The sequence below is a fragment of the Sphingomonas dokdonensis genome, assembly GCF_002197685.1.
GTDB classification, from domain to species: domain Bacteria; phylum Pseudomonadota; class Alphaproteobacteria; order Sphingomonadales; family Sphingomonadaceae; genus Sphingomonas; species Sphingomonas dokdonensis.
The window spans coordinates 366853-391102 of sequence record NZ_NBBI01000001.1; the positions used below are offsets into that span (position 1 = coordinate 366853).

Annotated in this window: 25 protein-coding genes; 20 read left to right on the forward strand and 5 right to left on the reverse strand. The window is 65.7% G+C overall.

The features are described from left to right. Positions 1 to 69: 69 nt before the first annotated feature. The 7 genes from SPDO_RS01780 to SPDO_RS01810 all read left to right on the forward strand — a co-directional run bounded on the left by SPDO_RS01780 (position 70) and on the right by SPDO_RS01810 (position 9831). Positions 70 to 1272, forward strand: a complete 1203-nt coding sequence (locus SPDO_RS01780) for an efflux RND transporter periplasmic adaptor subunit (protein WP_088365727.1) — start codon at positions 70 to 72, stop codon at positions 1270 to 1272. A gap of 6 nt (positions 1273 to 1278) precedes the next feature. Further along, complete coding sequence (locus SPDO_RS01785; RefSeq protein ID WP_088365728.1) at positions 1279 to 4488, forward strand: efflux RND transporter permease subunit; 3210 nt, start codon at positions 1279 to 1281, stop codon at positions 4486 to 4488. Between the two features lie 5 nt (positions 4489 to 4493). Continuing rightward, complete coding sequence (locus SPDO_RS01790; protein ID WP_425441907.1) at positions 4494 to 5981, forward strand: efflux transporter outer membrane subunit; 1488 nt, start codon at positions 4494 to 4496, stop codon at positions 5979 to 5981. 68 nt (positions 5982 to 6049) lie between these two features. Continuing rightward, the gene (locus SPDO_RS01795; protein WP_088365730.1) at positions 6050 to 6304 is read left to right on the forward strand and encodes a hypothetical protein; all 255 of its coding nucleotides are present in this window, start codon (positions 6050 to 6052) and stop codon (positions 6302 to 6304) included. 58 nt (positions 6305 to 6362) lie between these two features. Then, a complete protein-coding gene (locus SPDO_RS01800; protein ID WP_088365731.1) occupies positions 6363 to 7142 on the forward strand; it encodes a metallophosphoesterase family protein in 780 nt (259 codons plus the stop codon). A 91-nt stretch (positions 7143 to 7233) separates the two neighbouring features. Beyond that, the gene (locus SPDO_RS01805) at positions 7234 to 8676 is read left to right on the forward strand and encodes a DUF1800 domain-containing protein (RefSeq protein WP_088365732.1); all 1443 of its coding nucleotides are present in this window, start codon (positions 7234 to 7236) and stop codon (positions 8674 to 8676) included. Between the two features lie 3 nt (positions 8677 to 8679). After that, complete coding sequence (locus SPDO_RS01810) at positions 8680 to 9831, forward strand: DUF1501 domain-containing protein (RefSeq protein ID WP_088365733.1); 1152 nt, start codon at positions 8680 to 8682, stop codon at positions 9829 to 9831. 86 nt (positions 9832 to 9917) lie between these two features. On the opposite strand, the gene SPDO_RS01815 is transcribed toward SPDO_RS01810, so the two are convergent. After that, positions 9918 to 10196 (reverse strand): hypothetical protein, encoded by a 279-nt coding sequence (locus SPDO_RS01815; protein ID WP_088365734.1) that lies wholly within the window; start codon positions 10194 to 10196, stop codon positions 9918 to 9920. A gap of 188 nt (positions 10197 to 10384) precedes the next feature. Here SPDO_RS01815 and argS point away from each other — a divergent pair, with 188 nt between their 5' ends. The 8 genes from argS to tatC all read left to right on the forward strand — a co-directional run bounded on the left by argS (position 10385) and on the right by tatC (position 16683). Beyond that, complete coding sequence (argS, locus tag SPDO_RS01820; protein ID WP_088365735.1) at positions 10385 to 12109, forward strand: arginine--tRNA ligase; 1725 nt, start codon at positions 10385 to 10387, stop codon at positions 12107 to 12109. Between the two features lie 3 nt (positions 12110 to 12112). Continuing rightward, positions 12113 to 12838 (forward strand): SPOR domain-containing protein, encoded by a 726-nt coding sequence (locus SPDO_RS01825; RefSeq protein ID WP_088365736.1) that lies wholly within the window; start codon positions 12113 to 12115, stop codon positions 12836 to 12838. A 79-nt stretch (positions 12839 to 12917) separates the two neighbouring features. Continuing rightward, a complete protein-coding gene (gene nagZ / locus SPDO_RS01830) occupies positions 12918 to 13937 on the forward strand; it encodes a beta-N-acetylhexosaminidase (protein ID WP_088365737.1) in 1020 nt (339 codons plus the stop codon). Further along, positions 13934 to 14659, forward strand: coding sequence for a segregation and condensation protein A (locus SPDO_RS01835; protein WP_088365738.1), 726 nt, complete (start codon positions 13934 to 13936; stop codon positions 14657 to 14659). The genes nagZ and SPDO_RS01835 overlap by 4 nt, the downstream gene beginning before the upstream one ends. Further along, a complete protein-coding gene (scpB, locus tag SPDO_RS01840; RefSeq protein WP_088365739.1) occupies positions 14656 to 15231 on the forward strand; it encodes an SMC-Scp complex subunit ScpB in 576 nt (191 codons plus the stop codon). Before SPDO_RS01835 ends, scpB begins: the two co-directional genes overlap by 4 nt. 26 nt (positions 15232 to 15257) lie before the next feature. After that, positions 15258 to 15497 carry a twin-arginine translocase TatA/TatE family subunit gene (locus tag SPDO_RS01845; protein WP_088365740.1) on the forward strand — a complete coding sequence of 80 codons (240 nt, stop codon included), beginning with the start codon at positions 15258 to 15260 and terminating at the stop codon, positions 15495 to 15497. Between the two features lie 29 nt (positions 15498 to 15526). After that, positions 15527 to 15913, forward strand: coding sequence for a Sec-independent protein translocase protein TatB (gene tatB / locus SPDO_RS01850; protein ID WP_088365741.1), 387 nt, complete (start codon positions 15527 to 15529; stop codon positions 15911 to 15913). Beyond that, the gene (tatC, locus tag SPDO_RS01855) at positions 15910 to 16683 is read left to right on the forward strand and encodes a twin-arginine translocase subunit TatC (RefSeq protein WP_088365742.1); all 774 of its coding nucleotides are present in this window, start codon (positions 15910 to 15912) and stop codon (positions 16681 to 16683) included. The genes tatB and tatC overlap by 4 nt, the downstream gene beginning before the upstream one ends. Positions 16684 to 16743: 60 nt before the next feature. Here the strand turns inward: tatC and SPDO_RS01860 are convergent, their stop codons facing one another. From SPDO_RS01860 to SPDO_RS16770, 3 genes are all read right to left on the reverse strand, one after another. After that, positions 16744 to 16878, reverse strand: coding sequence for an entericidin A/B family lipoprotein (locus SPDO_RS01860; protein ID WP_088365743.1), 135 nt, complete (start codon positions 16876 to 16878; stop codon positions 16744 to 16746). A gap of 280 nt (positions 16879 to 17158) precedes the next feature. Continuing rightward, positions 17159 to 18691 carry a sensor histidine kinase gene (locus SPDO_RS01865; RefSeq protein WP_245828991.1) on the reverse strand — a complete coding sequence of 511 codons (1533 nt, stop codon included), beginning with the start codon at positions 18689 to 18691 and terminating at the stop codon, positions 17159 to 17161. A gap of 66 nt (positions 18692 to 18757) precedes the next feature. After that, positions 18758 to 18847, reverse strand: a complete 90-nt coding sequence (locus SPDO_RS16770) for a NepR family anti-sigma factor (RefSeq protein ID WP_158212143.1) — start codon at positions 18845 to 18847, stop codon at positions 18758 to 18760. 343 nt (positions 18848 to 19190) lie between these two features. Here SPDO_RS16770 and SPDO_RS01870 point away from each other — a divergent pair, with 343 nt between their 5' ends. The 3 genes from SPDO_RS01870 to SPDO_RS01875 all read left to right on the forward strand — a co-directional run bounded on the left by SPDO_RS01870 (position 19191) and on the right by SPDO_RS01875 (position 20918). After that, positions 19191 to 19988 carry a response regulator gene (locus tag SPDO_RS01870; protein WP_088365745.1) on the forward strand — a complete coding sequence of 266 codons (798 nt, stop codon included), beginning with the start codon at positions 19191 to 19193 and terminating at the stop codon, positions 19986 to 19988. A 41-nt stretch (positions 19989 to 20029) separates the two neighbouring features. After that, the gene (locus SPDO_RS16900) at positions 20030 to 20173 is read left to right on the forward strand and encodes a hypothetical protein (RefSeq protein ID WP_169716229.1); all 144 of its coding nucleotides are present in this window, start codon (positions 20030 to 20032) and stop codon (positions 20171 to 20173) included. A 103-nt stretch (positions 20174 to 20276) separates the two neighbouring features. Beyond that, positions 20277 to 20918: a sigma-70 family RNA polymerase sigma factor gene (locus tag SPDO_RS01875; protein ID WP_088366315.1), complete on the forward strand. Its 642-nt coding sequence runs from the start codon at positions 20277 to 20279 to the stop codon at positions 20916 to 20918. A 19-nt stretch (positions 20919 to 20937) separates the two neighbouring features. Here SPDO_RS01875 and SPDO_RS16595 read toward each other — a convergent pair whose 3' ends face one another. After that, a complete protein-coding gene (locus SPDO_RS16595; RefSeq protein WP_143559557.1) occupies positions 20938 to 21126 on the reverse strand; it encodes a hypothetical protein in 189 nt (62 codons plus the stop codon). A 140-nt stretch (positions 21127 to 21266) separates the two neighbouring features. Between SPDO_RS16595 and SPDO_RS01880 the strand changes: the two genes are divergently transcribed. Both SPDO_RS01880 and SPDO_RS01885 read left to right on the forward strand, forming a co-directional pair. Continuing rightward, positions 21267 to 23819: a bifunctional [glutamine synthetase] adenylyltransferase/[glutamine synthetase]-adenylyl-L-tyrosine phosphorylase gene (locus SPDO_RS01880; RefSeq protein WP_088365746.1), complete on the forward strand. Its 2553-nt coding sequence runs from the start codon at positions 21267 to 21269 to the stop codon at positions 23817 to 23819. Next, positions 23803 to 24249, forward strand: a complete 447-nt coding sequence (locus SPDO_RS01885; RefSeq protein WP_088365747.1) for a peroxiredoxin — start codon at positions 23803 to 23805, stop codon at positions 24247 to 24249. Before SPDO_RS01880 ends, SPDO_RS01885 begins: the two co-directional genes overlap by 17 nt. Position 24250 lies beyond the last annotated feature (1 nt).

Genomic DNA, 24250 nt, shown 5'->3' on the forward strand with positions numbered 1-24250 from the left:
GACGACACCCGTTGTTCGCAGTAGCAGCAAATGTGAGTGAACGATCACTCACTTATCGCAGAGAACCATATGTCATTCAAGAGGGTCGCGTTTTCGGCGTTCCTGCTGGCTTCTGTGTCCGCATGTGGCGGTCAGGACGAAAAGGCGCAGCAAGCGGAGCAGCAGGCCGGCCCGCCGCAGGTCGGCTTTGTCACCGTTCAGCCGCAGGCCGTGACGCTGACGACGACTCTTCCCGGCCGGACGACCCCGTACGAAACGTCGGAAGTGCGCCCGCAGGTGAATGGCCTGATCCAGGAGCGGCTGTTCCGCGAAGGGGATCAGGTCCGCCGCGGTCAGGCGCTGTATCGCATCGATCCGCAGCCATACCGCGCGGCGGTGGCGAGCGCGCGCGCTGCGCTGGCGCGTGCGCGCGCCGCCATCGCCTCCAGCGCTGCGCTTCAGCGGCGCTACGGCGAACTGGTGAAGATCAACGCGATCTCCCGCCAGGAATATGAGAATTCTATCACCGCCGCACAGCAGGCGCAGGCGGATGTCGCCGCGCAGCAGGCGGCGCTTCGCACCGCGCAGATCGATCTGGAGCGCACCACCGTTCGCGCGCCGATTTCAGGCCGGATCGGGCGCGCATCGGCAACCACCGGCGCGCTGGTCACCTCTGGCCAGGCGACGCCGCTGACGACGATCCAGCGGCTCGATCCGATCTACGTCGATGTGCCGCAATCGAGCACAGACCTGCTTCGGCTGCGGCAGCAGATCGCGGCAGGCGATCTGTCGCGCGGCGGTGGTGCCGCACGTGTCCGCCTGCGGCTTGAGGACGGGTCGATCTATCCGACGGAGGGGACGCTGCAGTTCGCGGACGTGACCGTCGACCCTGCAACTGGCACTCAGACCATTCGTGCGATCTTCGAAAATCCGCGCAGCCTGCTCTTGCCGGGAATGTACGTTCGCGCCGAGCTGGTGGAGGGCACCGAGCCCGACGCGCTGCTCGTGCCGCAACGTGCCGTTCAGCGCGACGAAAAGGGCCAGCCGACGGTCATGGTCGTGGGCAAGGGGAACAAGGTCGAACAGCGCGTGCTTACCGCGCCGCGCACGATCGGTGAGAACTGGCTGGTCACCGCGGGGCTCAAGGCAGGCGATCGCGTGATCGTGGAAGGCGGCGGCATGCTTCGCCCGGGCATGCCGGTCACGCCGCAGCCGTGGAACCCCAATGCGAAGCCTCAGCAGCCCGGCGCGCCGGGGCAGGGGGCGCAGGGCGCTCCGGCGCAAGCGAAGTAAGGCAACATGGCACGCTTTTTCATCGATCGACCCATCTTCGCATGGGTGATCGCGATCGTCATGATGCTGGCGGGCGTGATCGCGATCCGCTCGCTTCCCGTGGCGCAATTTCCACAGATCGCACCGCCGGCGGTTTCGATCACCGCGACCTATCCCGGCGCCGACGCCGAAACGCTCGAGCGGACCACCACGCAGATCATCGAGCAGCAACTGCGCGGCATCGACAATCTACGGTACTTTTCGGCCTCGTCGTCGTCGGCCGGCGTGCTCACCATCACCTTGACCTTTGAGCAGGGCACCGATCCTGACATCGCGCAGGTGCAGGTGCAGAATAAGCTCCAGGCCGCCACGCCGCTGCTGCCGCAGGAAGTGCAGCAGCAGGGCATTCAGGTGCAGAAGTCCGCCGCCAGCTTCCTTGTGATCGTCGGCCTCTACTCGGCCGACGGGTCGCACGACGCGACCGACCTTGCGGATATGGTGGTTGCGCGGATGCGCGACCCGGTCAGCCGCGTGACGGGCGTTGGCGAGTTGCAGGTCTTCGGCTCGCAATACGCCATGCGCATCTGGGTCGATCCGCTTAAGCTGAACAACTTCCAGCTGACGATCGACGATGTGTCGGCGGCGGTACGCGCGCAGAATGCGCAGGTTTCGGCCGGGCAGATCGGTGCGCAGCCGGCGCCCGCCGAGCAGATGCTGAACGCTACCGTCTCGGTGCAATCGCGTCTGCAAACGCCCGAGCAATTCGGTGCCATTCGCCTGAAGACCAGCGTGGACGGCGCCGTCGTTCGGCTTCGCGACGTCGCGCGTGTGGAGCTTGGCTCGGAGAGCTACGGCTTCGACAGCAAGTATAACGGCAAGCCGGCGGCAGGTTTCGGCGTGCGATTGGCAGCGGGGGCGAATGCGCTGGCGACCGTTGATGCGGTAAAGGCGGAAGTGGAATCGATCGCCAAGGAGCTGCCGTCCGACGTCAAAGTCGTCTATCCGTTCGATACGACCCCGTTTGTGCGGCTGTCGGTCGAGCAGGTCGTCCACACGCTGGTCGAAGCGGTCGTGCTCGTCTTTCTCGTCATGTTCCTGTTCCTGCAGAACTGGCGCGCCACGATCATCCCGACGATCGCCGTTCCGGTCGTTCTGCTGGGCACGTTCGCCGTGATGGCGGTCGCCGGCTACTCGATCAACACGCTGACGCTGTTCGGCATGGTGCTTGCCATCGGCTTGCTGGTGGATGACGCGATTGTGGTGGTGGAGAACGTCGAGCGACTCATCGTCGACGAGGGGCTCAGCCCCAAGGACGCCGCACGAAAGTCGATGGACGAGATTTCCAGCGCGCTGGTCGGCATCGGCATGGTGCTGTCGGCGGTGTTCCTGCCGATGGCGTTCTTCGGCGGATCGACCGGCGTGATCTACCGGCAGTTCTCGATCACCATCGTATCGGCGATGGTCCTGTCGGTGCTCGTCGCGCTTATCCTCACCCCGGCTTTGTGCGCGACCATCCTGAAGCGGCACGATCCCAAGCAGCGCGAGGGCAATGGCATAGTCGCGCGCTTCTTCCGCTGGTTCAACGCGACGTTCGAAAAGGGCACGAACCGGTACGAGAAGGGCGTGAAGCGCACCGCACGGAGCTGGAAGCGATCCATGCTGGTATATGTGCTGATCGTCGCAGGCATGGCGTTCCTGTTCATGCGCCTGCCCAGCGCCTTCCTGCCCGACGAAGATCAGGGAACGGTGATCGCGCTCGTCCAGGGGCCGGCAGGCGCCACCTCCGCGCGAACCGACAAGGGCCTCGATCTGATCCGCAATCACTTCCTGAGCGATCCCAGCGTCGCGTCGGTGTTCACGATCAACGGTTTCAGCTTTTCCGGTCAGGGGCAGAATGCCGGCTTGGCCTTTGTCAGCCTGAAGCCGTGGGACGAACGCGAAGGCGAGGAGAACAAGGCACAGTCGATCGCCGGCCGCGCCATGGGTGTTTTCTCGCAATACAAGGACGGCATGATCTTCGCGCTGGTGCCGCCCGCCGTTCAGGAACTTGGCAACGCCACCGGCTTCGACGTGCAGCTGGTCGACACGGCCGGCATCGGTCACGAACGGCTGACGCAGGCGCGCAATATGCTGCTCGGCATGGCCGCGCAGGATCCGCGTGTCGCACAGGTGCGGCCGCTGAGCCTTGAGGATGCGCCGCAGCTGAAGGTCGATATCGATCAGGACAAGGCGCGCGCGCTCGGGCTCGATCTCGCGTCCATCAATTCGACGATCGCGACGGCATGGGGCGGCGCCTATGTGAACGACTTCATCGATCGCGGCCGCGTGAAGCGCGTCTATCTGCAGGCTGATACGCCGTACCGGCTGCGGCCCGAGGATCTCGCCAGTTTCTATGTTCGCGGCGCGGACGGGCAGATGGTGCCGTTCACGGCATTCTCCACCATTTCCTGGGCCAATGCGCCCGTCCAGCTGACCAGATACAATGGGCAGCCGGCGATGCAGCTCCAAGGCTCGCCCGGTGCTGGCGTCAGCACCGGCGGCGCGATGGAGGCGATCGAGGAGATGCACGCCAAGCTGCCGCCGGGCACGGCGCTGCAATGGACCGGGCTGTCCTACGAAGAGCGCCTCTCGGGCGGCCAGGCGCCGGCGCTCTACGCCTTGTCGCTGCTGATCGTCTTCCTCTGCCTGGCGGCGTTGTACGAAAGCTGGTCCGTGCCGATCGCCGTGATGCTGGTGGTGCCGCTTGGCGTCGTCGGCGCGCTGCTCGCCGCAACGCTGACCGGGCTGAACAACGACATCTACCTGCAGGTCGGTCTGATCACGACGATCGGCGTGGCGGCGAAGAACGCGATCCTGATCGTGGAGTTCGCCGAAGAACGGATTGCGGAGGGCATGCGGCCGTTCGATGCGGCCGTGGAGGCGGCGCGGTTGCGACTGCGACCGATCCTGATGACGAGCCTTGCGTTCGTCTTCGGCGTGCTGCCGCTCGCTATCTCGACCGGCGCAGGGGCGGGCGGTCAGAACGCCATCGGCCGATCGGTGGTGGGTGGCATGTTGTCGGCGACCGTGCTCGCGATCTTCCTGGTGCCGATGTTCTTTGTCGTGGTGTCACGCCTGTTCGGTCACGGTAAGGACGAAGGCGGCGATCAGAACACGAACAATTACGAGCCGTTGCCCGCCGAACCGCGGGACGCTGACGGCGCGGGCGACCATCCGGTCGCGCCGCAAGGAGCATGATCGACATGAGCAGCCGTTCCGTTCTCGCCGCGCTGGTCGCCGCGACTGCGCTGGCGGGGTGTAATCTGGCGCCCAAATATGACCGGCCGATCGGTGCCGTACCCTCGGCACTCCCGCAAGGTGGCGTCTATCCGTCGGCGCCAAGCGATGCGCCCGATGTCAGCCGGATCGGCTGGCGTGATTTCTTCCTCGATCAACGTCTTCGTGAGGTGATCGAGACGGGTCTGGCGAACAATCGTGACCTTCGGATCGCCGCCGGAAACGTCTTGCAGGCACGCGCGCAATATCGCGTTGAACGAGCAAACCGCGTCCCGAACACCAGCATTTCCGGCTCCGGTACCTATACCAACAACATCTTCGGTGGCGGTGGAGCAGCAGGCGCAGGCGCAGGCGCAGGCGCAGGAGCGGGGGCCGGTGCGGGGGCAGGGACTGGAGGCGCCGTTGGCGCAGGTGGCGCTTCGTCGAACCTCGAATTCTACTCGGTCAACGCCGGCTTTTCCGCGTTCGAGCTGGACTTGTTTGGCCGCGTCCGTGATTTGTCGCAGGCGGCGCTTGAGCAATATTTCGCCTCGGAGGAAGCGCAACGGTCAGCGCGGATCAGCCTGATCGCGGAGATCGCGACGGCGTGGCTGACCATGGCTTCGGACCAGGAGCAACTGCGGGTCAGCCGCGAGACGCTGAAGGCATTCGAGCAATCGCTCGAGCTGACCCGCGCGCAGTTCCGCATCGGCATCGCCTCCGAACTGGCGGCGCGCCAGGCGGAGACGAACTATCAGGCCGCACGCAACGATATCGCCGTTCTGCAGACCCGTCTGGCGCAAGACCAGAACGCACTGAACCTGCTCGTCGGCACCACTGTCCCCCAGGCGATGTTGCCGCAGGGGCTCGGTGCCGCGCCGCTGACACGCGACGCCATCCCCGGCGACGTGTCGTCTGACGTGCTGCTGCGCCGCCCCGACGTGTTGCGCGCGGAACACCAATTGATCGCGGAGAATGCCAACATTGGCGCAGCGCGCGCGGCCTTTTTCCCGCGCATCTCGCTGACGGCTACCATTGGCACTATCTCGACCGCGCTGTCCGGGCTGTTTGCCGGCGGCAGCTTTACCTACAACGCCGCCCCGACGATCGGTCTGCCGCTGTTCGACGGCGGGCGAAACGCGGCCAACCTCGATTATGCCAAGGCGTCGCAGCAAGTGGCGGTGGCGACGTACGAGCGCGCGGTGCAAACTGCCTTTCGCGAAGTTGCCGATGCGCTTGCCCAGCGCGGCACGATCGATGAGCAAGTGGCGGCGCAAAATGCCCGCGCGAACGCCGCAAATGTTGCAGCTCGACTGTCTGAGGCGCGCTACCGGGCAGGCGTCGACTCGTTCCTTGTGTCTCTCGACGCACAGCGCACGGCTTATGCTGCACAGCAGCAATTGATTCAGGCGCGACTTGCCCGCGGCAGCAATCTTGTGGAGCTTTACCGCTCACTGGGTGGCGGGCTCAACTAGGAAAACCACGGCCTTGCAAGTCGGAACGATTCGGATACTCTTCCGTAGATAGGAAGAGGAGAGAGCCGATGATGCCGCAAGAGCGCACGGGCGACGAAACACTGGTGATCTTGCAGAGCTTGCTTTGCTTGCTTCGCGAAAAGAACGTGTTGACCCGCGCCGATATTGAAACCCTGTGCGAGCGTGTCGCCATGCGCGCCAGCCAGGCCGAACGCGATCCATTCCCCTGCTGTGCCGAGGCGGCGCGCAATGCGGCCGACGAAATGGCCCGCATCGGTGGCTACATCGGCTCGCATTACGGCGGCAAGCACCGGCGCATGTGATCGCGCGGTCGCGCGCGAGCTTGCCTGCGAACCTTCTGGCGGGCAGCGCGTTTGCGTGTTGATGAAACTGTTTCACGTCAGTGATGTGCATTTCGGCGCGGAAGATCCGAAAGCCCTCGATTGGTTTGCCCGCTGTGTCGCGGATGAGGCGCCCGACGCCGTTATCATGACCGGCGACCTCACCATGCGCGCTAAGCCGCGCGAGTTCGATGCCGGCGGGAAATGGCTGATGTCGCTCGGCGTGCCGGTGACGATCGAGGTCGGCAATCACGACATCCCTTATTATTGGGATCCGCTGCGCCGCTTGTTCAGCCCCTACAAACGCTACGGTGCCGCTGAGCGGCTGATCGAGAAGCCGCTCGATCTGCCGGGAGTCTCGATCGTACCGCTGAAGACCACGGCGCGCGCGCAATGGCGCTGGAACTGGTCGAAAGGTCACGTGAGTTCCGATGCACTGGAAGATGCGTTGCGCCTCGTGAAAGCAGCGCCGAACGGCAATCTGATTTTCGTTGCCGGCCATCACCCGCTGATCGAGGGCGGGACGCGCGGCACCGCGAAGACGCGCAACGGCGACAAGGCGCTCGCCGCCTTTGCGGACGCGGGCGTCCATGCCGTGCTGTCAGGCCACGTTCACGATCCTTTCGATAAAGCGGTTCAGTGTGGTAATCGGACGGTGCGGATGATCGGCGCAGGAACCTTGTCGAAGCGTCTTCGGTCGTCGCCGCCGGCGTTCAATGAAATCCGGATCGACGGTGGCACATTCGAGACGCTGTCGCGGACCCTGTCGCCCGAGCCGAAGCATTCGATCAGCGACACGGTCGAGGTGGGCGCACGGTAGATGAAGCAAGGGCGCTCACCTGTGCGCCGTACCGGCGGGAGCGCCTCTCCACAGCGGACCCATCCCGCCGACTTCCCCTTCCGGGTGCGCCGTGGATGAGCGGTCGATCGCGCTGAACCGGTTCGGTCTGGGCGCATCGCCGGACGACCGAGACGGCGATCCGACTGCCGGCGCAAGTCGCAACTGGGTTACCGCGCAGATCGCCGCCTTTCAGCCGAACCCGCGCGCCATCGCCGGCGTGGCAGACACCTCCACCATCCTGCGCGACATTGCCGACTACCAGGCTCAGGCGCGACTGGTCCGAAAGAGCAAGCCCGGGCCACGCGGGAATGATGCGGATCAGACGCAGCCGGGCGACGATGGCGAAGACGTCGCCGCCATCGCGCTGCGCCGCCGCGCGCGTGGCGGGCTGCGGCTTCATTATGTCGAGGCCGTCAACGCGCGGGTTGCCGCCGCCCTTGCCACGCCAACGCCCTTTGCCGAGCGGCTGGTTCATTTCTGGTCCAATCACTTCGCCGTTTCGGCGGAAAAGCTGCCGGTCGTCGCGCTCGCGGGCGCTTTCGAGTTCGAGGCGATCCGGCCGAACGTCATGGGCCGGTTCGTCGACATGCTCAAAGCGGTCGAACGTCATCCGGCCATGCTGCTCTATCTCGATCAGGCGGACTCGATCGGTCCTGGTAGCGCGTTTGGCCAGCGACCGCGCGTGGCCGCCCGTCAGCGCGGGATCAATGAAAACCTCGCACGGGAAATCCTCGAACTACACACGCTTGGCGTGCGCACCGGTTACGACCAGGCCGACGTAACCGAATTTGCGCGGGCGCTCACCGGCTGGACGGTGCCGGGGATCGGCCGGCGCATCGGCGCGCGTGCCGTCACCGGCGGTTTTGAATTTCTCCCGGATCTTCATGAGCCCGGCACCCGAACGATCCTCGGCCAGACCTATCCTCAGGATGGCGAGGCGCAGGCGGAGGCGGTGCTGGAAGCCCTTGCGCGCCATCCGGCCACGGCACGCCATATCGCGGCCAAACTTGCCCGGCATTTCGCCGGTGATGACCCGCCACCGGCCATGGTGCGCCGGCTGGAGGCCGCCTTTCTGCGCTCGGGCGGCGATCTGCCGACCGTTTACCGCGCAATCATCGCCTCGCCGGAGGCATGGTCGGCGGAACCTGTGAAGTTTCGCACCCCTTGGGAATGGTCGATCGCTGTCCTGCGCGGCTTGAGCGCAAACCTGTCCGACAGCGGCTCGGCCGTCGGGTTGCAGGAGCAGCTCGGGCAGCGCGTCTGGCGTCCCGGCCAGCCGAGCGGGTTCGACGATGTGGCGGCGACCTGGGCAGGGCCTGACGCACTGATGCGCCGTGTGGAGGCGGCAGAACGACTCGCCACGCGCAGCCGTCCGGTCGACGCCAGGGACCTGGCGTCGCGCCTGTTTCCTGGGTCGGTAAGCGCCGCGACCGCCGAGGCGCTGAAGAGAGCGGAAAGCCCCGGCCAGGCGCTGGCGCTTCTCCTTGTTGCCCCTGAAATGATGCGGAGATAGCCCATGCTGGATCGGCGCTCCTTTCTGGTCCGCGGCGCGCTGGCGACGATTGGCGCCGGCGCCATGTCGCGCATGGCCTTTGCGCGCGCGGCAACGCAGCGCCGCTTCGTCTTCATCATTCAACGCGGGGCTGCTGACGGTGTCGGTACGGTGATGCCCGTCGGCGACCCGGCCTATGCGGCCATCAGGCATGCCTTTGCCGAGGATGCGGCAACGGGCGCCAAGCTCGACGCACTATTCACCCTACATCCCGCGATGCCCAAAGCCGCGGGGCTTTATCGGCAGCGCTCGGCGCTGTTCGTTCATGCCGTCGCCTCGCCCTATCGCGACCGGTCGCATTTCGACGGCCAGAACGTGCTCGAGACGGGAGGCAACAGCGCCTATCAGGTTCGCGACGGCTGGTTGAATCGGCTGCTGAGCTTGCTGCCGCATGATGAGGCGCGGGCAATTGCCGTTTCTGCAACCATGCCGGTGGCGCTGCGGGGCAGCAATGAGGTGGCGAGCTATGCCCCCTCGGTGCTCCCCGACGCCTCCGATGATCTGCTGCAACGCGTCACGATGCTCTATCAGGGCGACGCCCAGCTGCACGCCTTGTGGAGCGAAGCGATGAGTATTCGCGGTCTGGCGGGCGACGAAGCGGAGGAGAACGGCCGGGAAGCAGCCGCCAACGGCCGCCTGGCGGCCCAGTTGTTGCTGCCGGCCGACGGCGCACGGATCGCCATGATCGAAACCGGCGGCTGGGACACGCATGGTGCACAGCGCGCGCGGCTGGCCGGCGGATTGACCCGGCTCGACACGATGATCGACGCCTTGCGCATCGGGCTGGGGCCGGTGTGGCAGGATACGCTGGTGTTGGTCGCCACTGAATTCGGCCGAACCGTGGCGGTGAACGGCACCGGCGGGACCGATCACGGGACGGCGGCGGCGGCCATGCTGCTGGGCGGAAACGTGCGCGGCGGGCGGGTATTGGCCGACTGGCCGGGCCTGGCGCCGGCCCAATTGTATGAGCAGCGCGATCTACGGCCGACCATGCGCCTCGATGACGTGATTTCCGGCGCGCTGTCGAGGCATTTCGGCCTCGATCCGGAACGGACCGGCGCCGTGTTGTTCCCGGCGCTCGGCAAGCGCGCCCCCATCAGCGGCCTTGTCGCCTGACGAGAAACTAGCCGTCATGCAGAAGCCGCCCGCATCCGTATGGACGCGGGCGGCTCGCGCTTTCGAGAGAGGGAACTCTCAGAAACTTAGTTGGCGGTCATCACCTGAACCGAGCCGCTCTGCGGCGCCTGGAACGCGACCGGCGTGCCGCCGACCGTGCCACGCACGCGCTGGCCGTTCAGCACCAGGCGGAAGCGATCGCCGCCGACCTTGCGGCCCGTGATGATCGTGGCGCCGCCACGGCCTTCGCTGGTCGAGTAGACGTAGGTCTGGTTCTCGTGCTGGAAGGTCTTCTCCGCTTCGGCCTGGGCTGCGAGCGGTGCAACGGCGACGAGGAGGGCGGCGGTGGTGATCAGCTTGCGCATCGGACAATCCTTGGGTGAGATCGTGGTGAAGATCTAATCTGTTCGCAGATGCAGCATTATGTGCTGCGGTGCGGCGAGGCGAGCGCAAAAGTTCTTTTCGCGGTTGCAGGAAATGCAATCGCGTGGTGATTTGTCGATGTCGCTGCATTGGTCTATCGCGCGCGGCTTCACGAACACGATTGGTTGCCATGACGCTCTACTCCCGCTTCGCCGCGCATATCGACGCGGCGCTCGACGCCTTGGAAACGGCCGGTGTGCTGGCCCTCGGTATCGATCGACGCGCCGTGACGGTGGAGCCGCCGCGCGATGCGACGCATGGCGATCTGGCGACCAATGCGGCGATGGTGCTGGCCAAGGCGGCAAAGACCAACCCACGCGCGCTGGCGGAAAAGATCGCGGCGGAATTGCAGCAGCGCGACGAAGTGGCCGCCGTCGAGATCGCCGGGCCCGGCTTCATCAACCTGCGGCTCACCGACGATAGCTGGCGCGCCGAATTGTCGGCGATCATGGATGGCGCCGCGGATTACGGCCGCACGATCGTGGCCGCGCCGACCAGCGTGAACATCGAATATGTGTCCGCCAATCCGACCGGCCCGATGCACATGGGTCATTGCCGCGGCGCGGTGGTGGGCGACGCTCTGGCCGCACTTCTGGAATTCGCCGGGCATCGCGTGATCCGCGAATATTACGTCAATGATGCCGGCGGGCAGGTCGACGTACTCGCCCGGTCGGTGCACCTGCGCTACCGCGAGGCGCTGGGTGAGGACGTCGGCGCGATCCCCGAGGGCTTGTATCCCGGCGACTATCTGGTGCCGGTCGGCAAGCAACTCGCGGAGGAGTTCGGCAACCGCTACGTCGCGGCGCACGAGGGCGAGTGGCTGTCGCTGTTCCGCACCCGCGCCGTTGCCGCGATGCTCGAGCTGATCAAGGCCGACCTCGCCTTGCTGGGCATTCATCACGACCTGTTCTCGTCAGAGGCCGCGTTGCAGGCGGAGGGCAAGCCCGAGGCTGCCGAGGCGTGGCTGCGCGCGCGAGACCTAGTGTATGACGGCACGCTGGAGGCGCCCAAGGGCGAGACGCCCGAAGATTGGGAGCCGGTGGAGCTGCCGCTGTTCCGCTCCAGCCAGTTCGGCGACGATCAGGATCGCCCGATCAAGAAGTCGAACGGGCAGTGGACGTACTTCGGCGCCGACCTCGCCTATCACTTCCAGAAGGCGCAGGGCGCGGACGAGCTGATCGACATCTGGGGCGCCGACCATGCTGGCACCGTCAAGCGGATCCAGGCTGCCGTTGCCGCGCTGACCGAGGGCAAGACGCGCTTCGACGTGAAGCTGGTGCAGATGGTGCGCCTGCTGCGCGGCGGAGAGCCGGTGAAGATGTCGAAGCGCGCGGGCAATTTCGTGACGCTCGCCGATGTGGTGCGCGAAGTGGGCAAGGACGTGGTCCGCTTCACGATGCTGACCCGCCGGTCCGACGCGCAAATGGACTTCGATTTCGCCAAGGTGGTGGAAGCGTCGAAGGACAATCCGGTCTTCTACGTGCAATATGCCCATGCGCGCGTCGCGTCGCTGCGCCGGCGGGCGGCCGAAGCCGGGATCGACACGAGCGCGGTTGACCTGTCCCGCCTTGATACGGAGGAGCTCGGCCTGGTGAAGCTAGCCGCGCAGTTCCCGCGGGTGGTAGAGACCGCTGCGGCAGCACGCGAACCGCACCGAATTGCCTTTTACCTCTATGACTTGGCAGCGGCATTTCACGCATTGTGGAATGTCGGGAATGATCGACCCGACCGCCGCTTCCTGCTACCCGACGATCATGCGCTCACCGCCTCGCGTCTGTTCTTGGCGGAAGGCGTCGGGCAAATTATTCGCAACGGCCTCTCCATCATGGGCGTGGAGGCGGTGTCGGAGATGTAAGGCATGGCGCGCGACGAGATCGACTTGAGGGGCGAGGACCGGCTTCCGTGGCTGGAAACCGTCGAGCCTGACGAGCCGGAGGGCCCGGGGCTGCTGCGCGTCGGCGTGCTGGTGGTGGTGGGTCTCGCACTCGTTGCCGCCATCGTCTTCGCCATTCTCAGCTTCCAGCAGCGCACCCCCGATGGCGACGGCGAGCTGATCGCGGCGCCGCAGGGCGACTACAAGGTGCGGCCGGACGATCCCGGCGGCCTGCGCGTCGAAGGCGAGGGCGATTCGGCGATCGCGGCGAGTGCGGGCGCGAATGCCCCGTCGTCGATCGACCTGAAGGCCGTGCCGGAAGCGCCGATCGACGGCCGCCGCGCGAAGCCCGCCGCGGCCCCGGTCGACAGCGGCAGCGCGCGCACGGTGGCGGAAGTACCCGGAGCGGCCGGCCGCCTGACCGCCAAGGCGCCCATGTCGGCCCCGAAGAAAGCCGTGCCGGGTGTCGCCTCCGGCGGCTCGCTGGTGCAGCTCGGCGCCTTCCCGAGCGAGGCCGCGGCCAATGCCGCATGGAGCGCGATGGCCAAGCGCTTCGCCTACCTCGCCACCTTGGGCAAGACGGTGCAGTCGGCCGACGTGAACGGGCGCAAGGTCTATCGCCTGAAGGTGAATGCCGGCAGCGCGGATGCGGCCGCGGAGCTGTGTGGACGGCTGGCCGTTGCCGGCGAGAAGTGCTTCGTCACCAGCTGACGCATGCCATCCGCTTTCGCCGCGCTGCGGGTGAAAGCGGGTGGTGAAAAGCGGCCGCGCTTACGCTAGCGTCGCAAGAATGAAGCCCGTCATTTTCGGCCTGTCCGGCCCCACTCTCACGCCCGAGGAGCGTGCGTTCTTCGCCGAAGCGCGTCCCGCCGGCTACATCCTGTTCAAGCGCAATTGCATGGATCGCCAGCAGTTGCGCGCGCTCACCGATTCGCTGCGCGATCTGGAAGGGCGAAGCGACGTCGCGATCCTGATCGATCAGGAAGGTGGGCGTGTCGCCCGGATGGCGCCCCCCGAATGGCCGGCATTTCCGGCCGGCCCGGACTTCGATCGTCTGTACGAGATCGCCCCCATGTCCGCGATCGAGGCGGCGCGCGCGAATGCCGTCGCGCTGGGCATGATGCTTGCCGAGGTGGGCATCACGGTCGATTGCCACCCGATCCTTGACGTGATCCACCCCGATACGACCGATGCGATCACCATTCGCGCGTTCGGCAGCGAGCCGATGCGCGTGGGCGCGCTGGGACGCGCGACGCTGGAAGGGCTGGCGGCGGCGGGGATCGTCGGCGTTGTGAAGCATATGCCCGGTCACGGCCGTGCCCTCGTCGATTCACATCATCTGCTGCCGACCGTCACGGCCAGTGCGGCGGAACTGGAGCGCGATCTTGCCCCGTTCCAGGCGCTTGCCCATGCGGCGATGGGAATGACCAGCCACATCGTGTTCGAGGCGTGGGATCGCAAGCGACCGGCCACCATGTCCCCCATCGTCATCGATGAGGTGATCCGCAACCAGATCGGCTTCGACGGCCTGCTGATGAGCGATGACATCGACATGAAGGCGCTGTCCGGCACACCCGCCGACAAGGCGGCGGGGGCGATCGCGGCCGGCTGCGACGTGGTGCTCGATTGCTGGGCGCGGATGCCGGAGATGATCGCCATTGCCGAGCGGCTGGATGAGATCACGCCACGCGCGCGGCAGCGGCTGAATGCTGCGATGGGCGCTGTGACTGCGGGCGCTGTGACTGCGCAGGACGCCGATTTCGCGGCCCTGATCGCCAAGCGCGACGCGCTGCTCGCGCTGGCGGCGTGAGCGGAGAGCAGCTGACGCTTGATCTCGACGGGTGGGAAGGGCCGCTCGACCTGCTGCTCAGCCTCGCGCGGGCGCAGAAGGTGGATCTGCGCGAGATCTCCATTTTGGCGCTGGTCGAGCAATATCTCGTCTATGTGGAGCGCGCCCGAACGCTTCAGCTCGAACTGGCGGCGGATTACCTCGTGATGGCGGCGTGGCTGGCCTATCTCAAATCGGCGCTGTTGCTGCCGCGCGATCCGGAGGTGGAGCCCGACCCCGAGGAACTCGCGCTGCGCCTGCAGCTGCGGCTGGAGCGACTGGCCGCCATGCGGGAGGCTGGCGCGCGACTGATGGCGCGTGACCGGCTGGGCCGCGACGTGTTCACGCGCGGTGCGCCCGAAGGTCTCCACACCGCGCGCACGGCGCGCTGGTCGGCGGGCATTTTTGACCTCATGTCGGCCTATGGCCAGGTCAGCGCACGAACTCGCCCGGTGATGCATGTTGTTCATGACCGCGAGGTGATGACGCTGGACGCGGCGATTGCGCGGATTGCGGCGCTGATCGGCACGGCGATCGACTGGACGGCGATTGAGCGGTTCCTGCCCGATCATGCCGGGCCGGCGCTGCGCCGTTCGGCGCTCGCCTCCAGCTTCCTCGCGGCGCTTGAGCTCGCACGGCAGGGCAGGGTGGAATTGAACCAGCGTGCCCCGTTCGAGCCGCTGTACCTGCGCGCGCCCGTGTGACCCCCCCAAGCGATTTCCTGCGCGCGGTGGAGGCGGTCTTGTTCGCGTCGGACGAGCCGGTGTCGATCGACACGATCCGGGCGCACGTCGGGCAGGGCGATGTGCGCGAGGCGCTGGAGCAGCTTGCACAGGATTACGCCGGGCGCGGCATCGAACTGGTGCGGCGGGGTGATCGGTGGCTGTTCCAGACGGCGGGCGATCTGGCCCATCTGCTTCGCCGGCAGCGTGAGGAAGTGCGTCGGCTGAGCCGCGCGGCGACCGAGACGCTTGCCATCATCGCCTATCACGAGCCGGTCACGCGCGCCGAGATCGAGGCCATACGCGGCGTGCAGATTTCAAGGGGAACGCTGGACGTGCTGATGGATGCGGGGTGGATACGGCCGACGGGGCGGCGCGAGGTGCCCGGACGACCGCTCACATTCGGCACGACACCGGCCTTTCTGGTGCATTTTGGCCTGGAGTCGCGCCGCGACCTGCCGGGCATCGAGGATCTGCGCGCCGCAGGGCTGCTGGAGCCGGTTGATCTCGCGATTGAACAACTCGCGGTGGAAAAGCCCGACGATGACGCCTAGATGGGCGTGACTACAGGAGAATCTTCATGGGTAGCTTTAGTCTCCCGCACATTCTTGTTCTGGCCATTGTTGCGATCCTGCTGCTCGGCGGCGGTCGTTTTTCGAGCATGATGGGTGACGTCGCCAAGGGCGTGAAGAGTTTCAAGAAGGGCATGTCGGAGGATGACGATGACGTGCCTGCGAAGCCGGCGCAGCGGATCGAGGCGCAGCAGGCGGCGCGTCCCGCGTCCGAAACCGTCGTGCATGACGACAAGGTCGCGCGCTGATCTGACTTCTGCCGAAGGCGGCGCGGCGCATGCTTGATTTCAATTTTTCGGAGATGGCGGTCGTCGCGCTGGTGGCGCTCGTCGTCATCGGCCCGAAGGACCTGCCAAAGGCACTGCGGGTGCTCGGCTATTGGGTCGGCAAGGCGCGCGGCGTGGCGCGTCAGTTCCGAGCCGGTTTCGACGAAATGGTCCGTGAGGCGGAACTCGCCGAAATGGAAAAAAAGTGGAAAGAGGAAAATGAGCGGATCATGCGTGAGCATCCGGTGCTGACGTCCGCCGCGCCCGAGCCGACGCAGTCGGCGCCTCCTTCCGACACCGCGCCGGCTGATGAGGAAGCGACGATGGTTGAACAGCCAGCGATCGTCCCTGCGCCTGCACCGACCGCCGAATTGCCGCAGGACAAGGCTGCGTCGTGAGCACGCCCGACGAACTGGACGCCAGCCGCGCGCCGCTGCTCGACCACCTCATCGAGCTGCGCCGACGGCTGCTGTACTGCCTGGCGGCGCTCGTGATCGCCTTTTTCGTCTGCTATTATTTTGCCGAGGCGATTTTCTCTTTTCTGGTCCAGCCGCTGCTTGCGGCCGGGCAGACGCGGCTGATCTACACCGAAATCTTCGAGGCGTTCTTCGTCCAGGTGAAGGTCGCCTTCTTCGCGGCGATGATGGCGTCCTTCCCGATCATCGCGAACCAGCTGTGGCAGTTCGTCGCGCCTGGCCTGTATCGCAACGAGAAGCGCGCGCTTCTGCCCTTTTTGCTCGCTACCCCCGTGCTGTTCATCAGCGGCGCGGCAATGGCCTATTACGTGGCCGTGCCGATGGCATTGCACTTCCTGCTCAGTTTCCAGGGAGACGTCGGGGGCGTGAACCAGGAGGCGTTGCCGGCGATCGGCAACTATCTGTCGTTCATCATGCAGTTCCTGTTCGGCTTTGGCGTCGCATTCCTGCTGCCCGTGCTGCTGATGCTGCTGGAGCGCGGCGGGGTCGTGACGCGCCAGCAGCTCGTCTCCGCGCGGCGCTACGCCGTCGTGGGTGCCTTTGCGATCGCGGCCGTGCTGACGCCGCCCGATGTCGGGTCGCAGCTGCTGCTCGCGATACCGCTTTGCTTCCTGTACGAACTCGCCCTGATCGGCATCTGGTTCACGGAGCGTAAACGCTCGCGTGAGCGCGGGCAGGCGACCGCAGAATAGAAAACGGCGGCGGCGACCGTGATCGCCCCCGCCGTTCTGCTTATCGATTCAGACGTAACCTTACTTGGCGTCGTCAGCCGTCTTGGCGACCGTGTTGCCGGCGGAGGAAACGTCGCGGCCGACGCCTTCGACCGTGTTGCATGCGCTGATCAGCAAGGCACCCGCAACTGCCAGCACACCCATCATCTTCTTCATACGTCCTCCTGTAAGCATAACTGAGATGCTTGATCGCAAATGCGCGATGCGGAGGTTCGTTCCATGGACGTTATGAAGAGAGCCCCGAAATAATAAGGCCCGGAAGCGTCACCGGGGGGGGGGAGGGTTGACGCTTCCGGGCCTATGTCGTGGATAGCGAGAGCGGGGGGGCATAAGGTCGCTATCCGAAGTGTAGAACGTCACATTTAACCAGCAGTTCCAACCCACCAGCGGATTTTTTCGCAAAGGTGGTTAACGCGCGTTTGCCCTTCCGAACCGCTCAATCGCGGCCGATCACGGCGACAGCGATTTCGTAGGCGCCGGTCAGCGGATCGTGATGGATCGGCGCACGCAACTGTCGCGAAAGGCCCTCGATCACCCGGCCGAACCGCGCGGCGAGTCCCTCCTGCAAGCGCGGCCCATCGATGAGGGCGGGCGAGGAGACACGCAGGACAGCCTTGTCGGCCGCGCTGGTATCCTTCACCGACACGCGCACATGCGCTGCGGGATCGCAGATAATGGCGAGCTCGATCAGCTCAGTCACTAGGAACGCGACGGCGACGGCAACGTCCTGGGAGACGAAGAACGGATCGGCATCGAGCTGGATACGCAGTTGTATGCCCTCGGGCGCCGTCGCACGAATATTCGACGCGAGCTCGCCCAGCATCGGCCGCAAGCCGAGTCCGCGGTTTTCCTCCATCTCGGCAAAATGGTTTCGGTGGACCACGGCCAGCGCGTCCACACGCCGTTGGATGGAAGAATAAGCCTGTGCTGCTTCTGGCGAGCGAGCGCCGCGGGCGTGCAGGTTGATCAACGAGGCGATGACCTGAAGATTGTTCTTTACGCGGTGATGGACCTCGCGGGTCAGCTTGGTCTGGCGCACCAGCCCTTCGGCAAGGCCGGCCTCGTGGATCGCCACCGTGCGGGTCAGGCCGCGGAACGTTTCGCCAAGCTCGCGCAGTTCCTGTGCGGGGAGGGCGCGGATCACGTCAGCGTCGGGTTCGATGCCCGGCGTGAACGCGGCAACATGCGCGCGCAATTGTCGCATCGGCCGGATCAGCAGACGATCCACCACGAACCAGGCAATCCCGGCCGCTGCCGCCCACATCACCATGGGCAGGAGCAGCGCGATGACGAGCGGTGAGGTGATCGGCGCCGATCGCACCTGCATGGCCAGCGACAACTCGCCGATGCCAAGATCGGTTACGTTGCTCTCGCGTCGTTCGAATGCGGTCTCGCGCGTCAGCGGCTGGAGGATAAGCTCCTCGTCCTGCCGCTGCAACTGCGCGGCATAGGCCGGGGTAAACCCGCTCGGACGGCTAAGCTCGGCGATGAAGTCCTTCGGGAAAAACGCCGACGCCGCAACATTGGCCGAACGCCCGACCACGCCGAGCAGAAGGCCGCTCTGCGGAACGATCTGTGCAGCGACTGCCGAATTGCGCGCCGCTCGCGCGACCGGCAGCGCGTTGGCAAAGTTCACCCCGCACAACAAACGCCCGCGGCGGTCAAAGACGGCAAAGCGCGCACCGTTGAACGCCTGCTGCGCGAACACGCCCTGGACGCGTGCGCAGCTTGGCGTGTCGAGCGGATCGCTTTCCAGCGCGTCGACCGCCACGCGAAGAGCGGTCATGTCGCCGATCAGTTCGATCGCGATCGCGCGGCTGCTTTCGGCAGAGGCGACACGCAGGCTCGCGCGCGCCTCGGCGTCGGCGATCTGCGTGATGCGCAGCGTGGCAAAGGTGGCGATGATTGCCAGCGGCAGCAGCGCAAGGGAGATGATGACGAGTATCTTCGCGCCCGTTGGCCAACGCATCAACAACGGGGACGATAAAGCGCCAGCGCGCGACTCGGCCGGCGCCTGAGTGGACATAGGTAAGGTCTAGTCTAGCTTGCTAAGAAGGGACATCAGATCGTCTGGCACGGATTCATCAATGGTCTTTTGATAGATCGACCGCAGCGCGGCGCCCATGTCCCGGTCCTTCGATTGGACAGCGGTGCCGCCCTTCGACTTGACCGGCTTTTTCGGCGCTTCCTTTTCCGAAACCAACGCTAAAGCCCCCTGAACCACCCGTTACGCGCGACGATGCCGTGTCCTTGGCCCGATATGGCCTGCAGCGCCAGCCTGTTGATCGAGGCTGACGACGGTGAAACCAAAAAGCCGCTCGTTGGTTCCACATTGCGGCGACGAATTGAGTCGTCGGGCGCGCCATCGTTGTAGGTGGGGCGCCCGCGGGGGTTTGTCGGTTAAGTTGATCAATCACGGCGTGGGGCCCAAACACCACGCTTTAATTTATTGGGAGTCGTTCCGCCTCATGTCGCTTGGACAACAGCTCGCCCCGCATCTGCCCTTCCTGCGTCGATATGGGCGGGCGCTCACCGGCAGCCAGTCGCATGGCGACAAATATGTGCGCGCAACGCTTGAGGCGATCGTGGCCGCGCCCGAGGAATTTCCGCGCGATGTCGATCCGCGCCTCGGCCTCTACCGCACGTTTCAGGTGATCTGGAATTCGACCAACGACGATGAGCAGGCCGATCCCGGCGACGTCGACGATCAGGAGGCGATCGCGCGCGCGCGCCTCGCTCGCATGACTCCGCTGTCGCGCCAGGCGCTGCTGCTGACCGCGATGGAAGGCTTCACTGTCGAGGACGCGGCCTATCTGGTGGACACGACGCCGGGCGAAGTTGAGTCCTTGGTCTCGGAAGCCCTGTCCGAAATCGAGAAGCAGACGCGTGCGCGCGTCCTCATCATCGAGGACGAGCCGATCATCGCGATGGATATCGAGACGATCGTTCGCGATCTCGGCCATGACGTGACGGGTGTGGCGGTGACGCGCGACGAGGCGGTGGCGCTGGCGATGGAAGATCGTCCCGGCCTGGTGCTGGCCGACATCCAGCTCGCAGACGACAGTTCGGGCATCGATGCGGTGAAGGACATTCTTGGTGAGTTCCAGGTGCCGGTGATCTTCATCACCGCCTTTCCCGAGCGCCTGCTGACGGGCGAGCGGCCCGAACCGACGTTCCTCATCACCAAGCCGTTCCAGCGTTCCACCGTGAAGGCGGCGATCAGCCAGGCACTGTTCTTCGATCAATCGACCGCACCGGTCGCGTAAATCGATACGGAGCCAAAACGAGGGTGAGGGGTTGAGCAAACATGGCAAATGAAAACGAGCACATCGAAGTAACGACGGATGAAGCGCGCGCTGGCAGCACGCCGCATATGACGCGTTACATCCTGCCCATGTCCCTCATCCTTGTTGTGGTGATTTTCGCCTTCATTCTCTTCGCACGGCAGTAAGCGTCACGCGATGCTGACGGAGCGGCTGGCAAAGCGCGCCAGTGAACCCTATCTTGCGCAAGGAACGCCGGAACACGCCGGTGCGGGGATCGAACGACACGATATGACCGAAAGTGAACCGCGCGCTATCGACGCGGCCGATGAGGTATCGGTCGAGCACGTTTCCCTGTCCGATCCGGAATTCAAAAAGCAGCTGGCGCAGGTCATCCCGCATCTGCGCGCCTTTGGCCGGTCGCTGTCGGGCAATCGCGATCTGGCGGACGATCTGGTGCAGGAAACGCTGCTGAAGGCTTGGGCCGCGCGCAAGCGCTTCCAAGCCGGCACGAACATGCGCGCCTGGACCTTCATCATCCTGCGCAACCTGTATCTGTCGCAGATGCGGCGCGCTCGCTTCAAGGGCGAGTGGGACGATCTCGTGGCCGACCGCCTGCTCGCTGCCCCTGCCAGCCAGGACAAGCACGTCGAACTGGCGGACATGCAACGCGCCTTGCTTCATCTGCCGCAACCCCAACGTGAGGCGCTGATCCTAGTGGGGGCTGGCGGTTTCGCCTATGAGGAGGCGGCAGAGATCTGCGGCGTCGCCGTCGGCACGATCAAGAGTCGCGTGGCGCGTGGACGCGTGGCGCTGGAGGCGCTGATGAGCGGCAGCGACATGACGTCGCGTACCGATCACACGATCGCCAGCGTAAAGCCCACGTTAGACGAGATCATGGACGAGGTGGATGAGCTGAGCCGCGACCGCTGAGGTCGCGGCCGTCCAGCGTTCAGTTTAGCCGCGACAGGAGCCTGTGCATCTCCCCCGGCACGGTTTCACCTTCGCGGAAGGCTTCGCGCAGCGTCTTGCCGATCGCATCGGTCGCGCGTGGACGCGGGACATAATAGCCGCCGGTCGTGCGCTTCGGGTGGTGATGTTCATGTCCCATCATAGCCACTAGAACGGACAGATAGACCATTAGGTTTCAATGTCGTTCTGACGGTGGGCTGTTTGTCAAGAAAAAAAACTAGTTCTTCTGATCTGTCGGGAGCGATTGCCCGGGCGCGTGCTCATGCTCCCTTCCTCGCCAATCTACTCGATCGGCAAGGCGAGCCGGACATGGCTGCGATAGCGGAATTGCCGGTCGCGCCAACGGATCTGCCGGTCGGGCGCGCCTTGCGTCTGACGCGTCGTCGTCTCGCGCTTCACGTTGCGCTGGGTGATCTCGCCGGTGTCTTCGATCTGACCGATGTCACGCATCGACTGACCGACTTTGCCGACCAGGCGCTCGACCGGGCGATTCGCGCGGCCATTCTCGAGCGCACGCCGGATGCCGAACCGGCCGGCTTCGTCGCGATCGCCCTTGGCAAGCAGGGCAGTCGGGAGCTGAACTATTCCTCCGACATCGACCCCATTTTCCTGTTCGATCCGCGCACGTTGCCGACGCGCCCCAATGAGGAGCCGGTGGACGCCGCCGTACGCATCGGCCGCCGCGTCATTGAGCTGCTGCAGGCGCGCGATGCGGATGGTTATGTGCTGCGCGTCGATCTCCGGCTGCGGCCGACGCCCGAAGTCAGCCCGATCGCGGTGCCGATCGATGCGGCGATCGTCTACTACGAGTCGCAAGCATTGCCGTGGGAGCGGGCGGCGTTCATTCGGGCGCGGCCCGCAGCGGGCGACATGACGCTCGGCCGCGCGTTCCTGGCGGCGATTCAGCCGTTCATCTGGCGACGCAGCCTGGATTTTGGTGCGGTGGGCGAGATCGTCGAAATCACCCGGCGCATCCGCGACCACCATTCGCAGGGGCAGAAGTTCGGTCCCGGCTATGATCTGAAGCGCGGTCGCGGCGGCATTCGCGAGATCGAGTTTTTCGCGCAGATCCACCAGCTGATCCACGGCGGCCGCGACCCAAGCTTGCGCGTTGGCGACACGCGCGCCGCGCTTGCGGCACTCGCCGCCGCAAAACGCATCGATGCGGACGAAGCAGCCGCCCTGTGCGACGCCTATGTCGCCCTGCGCACCGCCGAGCATCGTGTGCAGATGATCGACGATCGCCAGACGCATGCCTTGCCGACCGGCGCAGCGCTGGATCAGGTGGCGCAGCTCGACGGCCGAGACGATGGCGCGGCGCTGCTGCGCCATCTTCAGCCGCATGTGACGCGCGTGGCAGCGATCTTCGATCGTCTCGCGGCACCCGGGTCGGCGGCGCTGTCCAGCGATCCGGAGGTTCTGGCCGGCCAATTGGCCGATGCCGGCCTCACGAACAGCGACGTTGCGCTCGCCCGCATCCGAAGCTGGCGGGCGGCGCGCTATCCCGCCTTGCGCAGCGCGGCGGCGCAAAGCGCGCTGGAGGCGGTGCTGCCGAAGCTGATCGAAACTCTGGCCGAGGCGCCCGAGCCGGAAGCGGCGCTCAATCGGCTGGATCGGTTGTTCGAGCGGCTGCCCAGTGCGGTCAATATCTTCCGCCTGCTGGAGGCGCGGCCGGCGCTGTGCGTGCTGCTGGTGCAATTGCTCAGCCATGCTCCCACGCTGGCGGAGGAACTGGCGCGGCGACCCGACCTGCTGGACGGCCTGATCGACGCCTCCGCCTTTGATCCCGTGCCGGAGGTGGGGACGCTCGCGGCGCAGATGCGGCTGAAGCCGGGCAGCGATTACCAGGCGCAGCTGGATCATGTCCGCCGCATCGTGGCGGATCGCCGCTTCGCGCTTGGCGCCCAGATCATTGCCGGCGCTGCCGATCCGCTGGATGTCGCCGCCGGTTATTCGCGCGTGGCCGAAGCCGCGATCGAGGTGCTGGCGCAGGCTGCGGGCGATGAGTTCGCGCGTGCGCACGGCCGGGTGCCCGATAGCGAGCTTGTGATCCTGGCGCTTGGCCGACTTGGCGGCGGGGCGCTCACCCATGCGTCGGATCTGGACCTGATCTACCTGTTTACCGGCGATTTCGCGACGGAGTCCGACGGCGCCAAGCCACTGGGCGCCACGCTCTATTTCAACCGGCTGGCGCAACGCGTCACAGCTGCCTTGTCCGTCGCGACCGCGGCCGGGCCATTATACCCGATCGACACGCGCCTGCGGCCCTCGGGCAATCAAGGCCCGCTCGCCGTGAATTTCGAATCGTTCGCGCGGTACCAGCGGGAAAGCGCCTGGACGTGGGAGCATATGGCGTTGACCCGTGCACGCCCCGTCTTCGGCTCCCCGACGGCCCGCGCTGCGTTGCAGGCGATCATCGTTGATGTGCTGGGCGGCAACCGACCCGCGCGCGACGTCGCGGAGGACGCGGTGAAGATGCGCGCCGACATGGCGGCGCACAAGCCGCCCGCCGGCCCGCTCGACGCCAAGTTGCTGCCGGGCGGGCTCGTCGATCTCGAATTCACCGCGCACGTGTGCCAGTTGCAGATGCGCAGCGGCTTCGATCCTAATCTCGGCGAGGCATTGCGCGCGCTTGATCTGCCACCGTCGCTTGTGGCGGCGCATGATCTTTTGACGCGGCTCATCGTGATCCTGCGCCTGGTGGCGCCGGACGCGACCGAGCCCGAGATGCCGGCCACCCGCGCGCTGATCGCCCGGGCGCTGCGGCTGGACGATTGGCCGGCGGTTGTCGCCGCACTGGACAGCGCGCGCGCGGAGGTTACCGCCGCGTGGAAAGGAGTGACCCATGGACATGCTGCCTGATGTGACGGTGATCGCGCCCGATGGAGGCACGCTGCGGCTGAGAAACCGGCCGTTGCCGATGGTCGTCTATTTTTATCCCAAGGACGATACCGCCGGCTGCACCCGCGAGGCGCAGGATTTCTCGGCGCTCGCCGCGGAATTTACCGCCGCCGGTGTGTCGGTGATCGGAATCAGCCGCGATGGCCCGGCCAAGCACCAGAAGTTCATCGCCAAATACGATCTGGCAGTGGCTCTGGCGAGCGACGAGGACGGGTCGGCCTGCGAAGCGTTCGGCACCTGGGTGGAAAAGTCGATGTACGGCCGCACCTACATGGGCATCGAACGATCGACCTTCCTGTTCGATCGCGAGGGGCGGTTGGCGCGCGAATGGCGCAAGGTGAAGGTGCCCGGCCACGCCGCCGCGGTGCTGGAGGCAGCGCGCGCCCTATGAC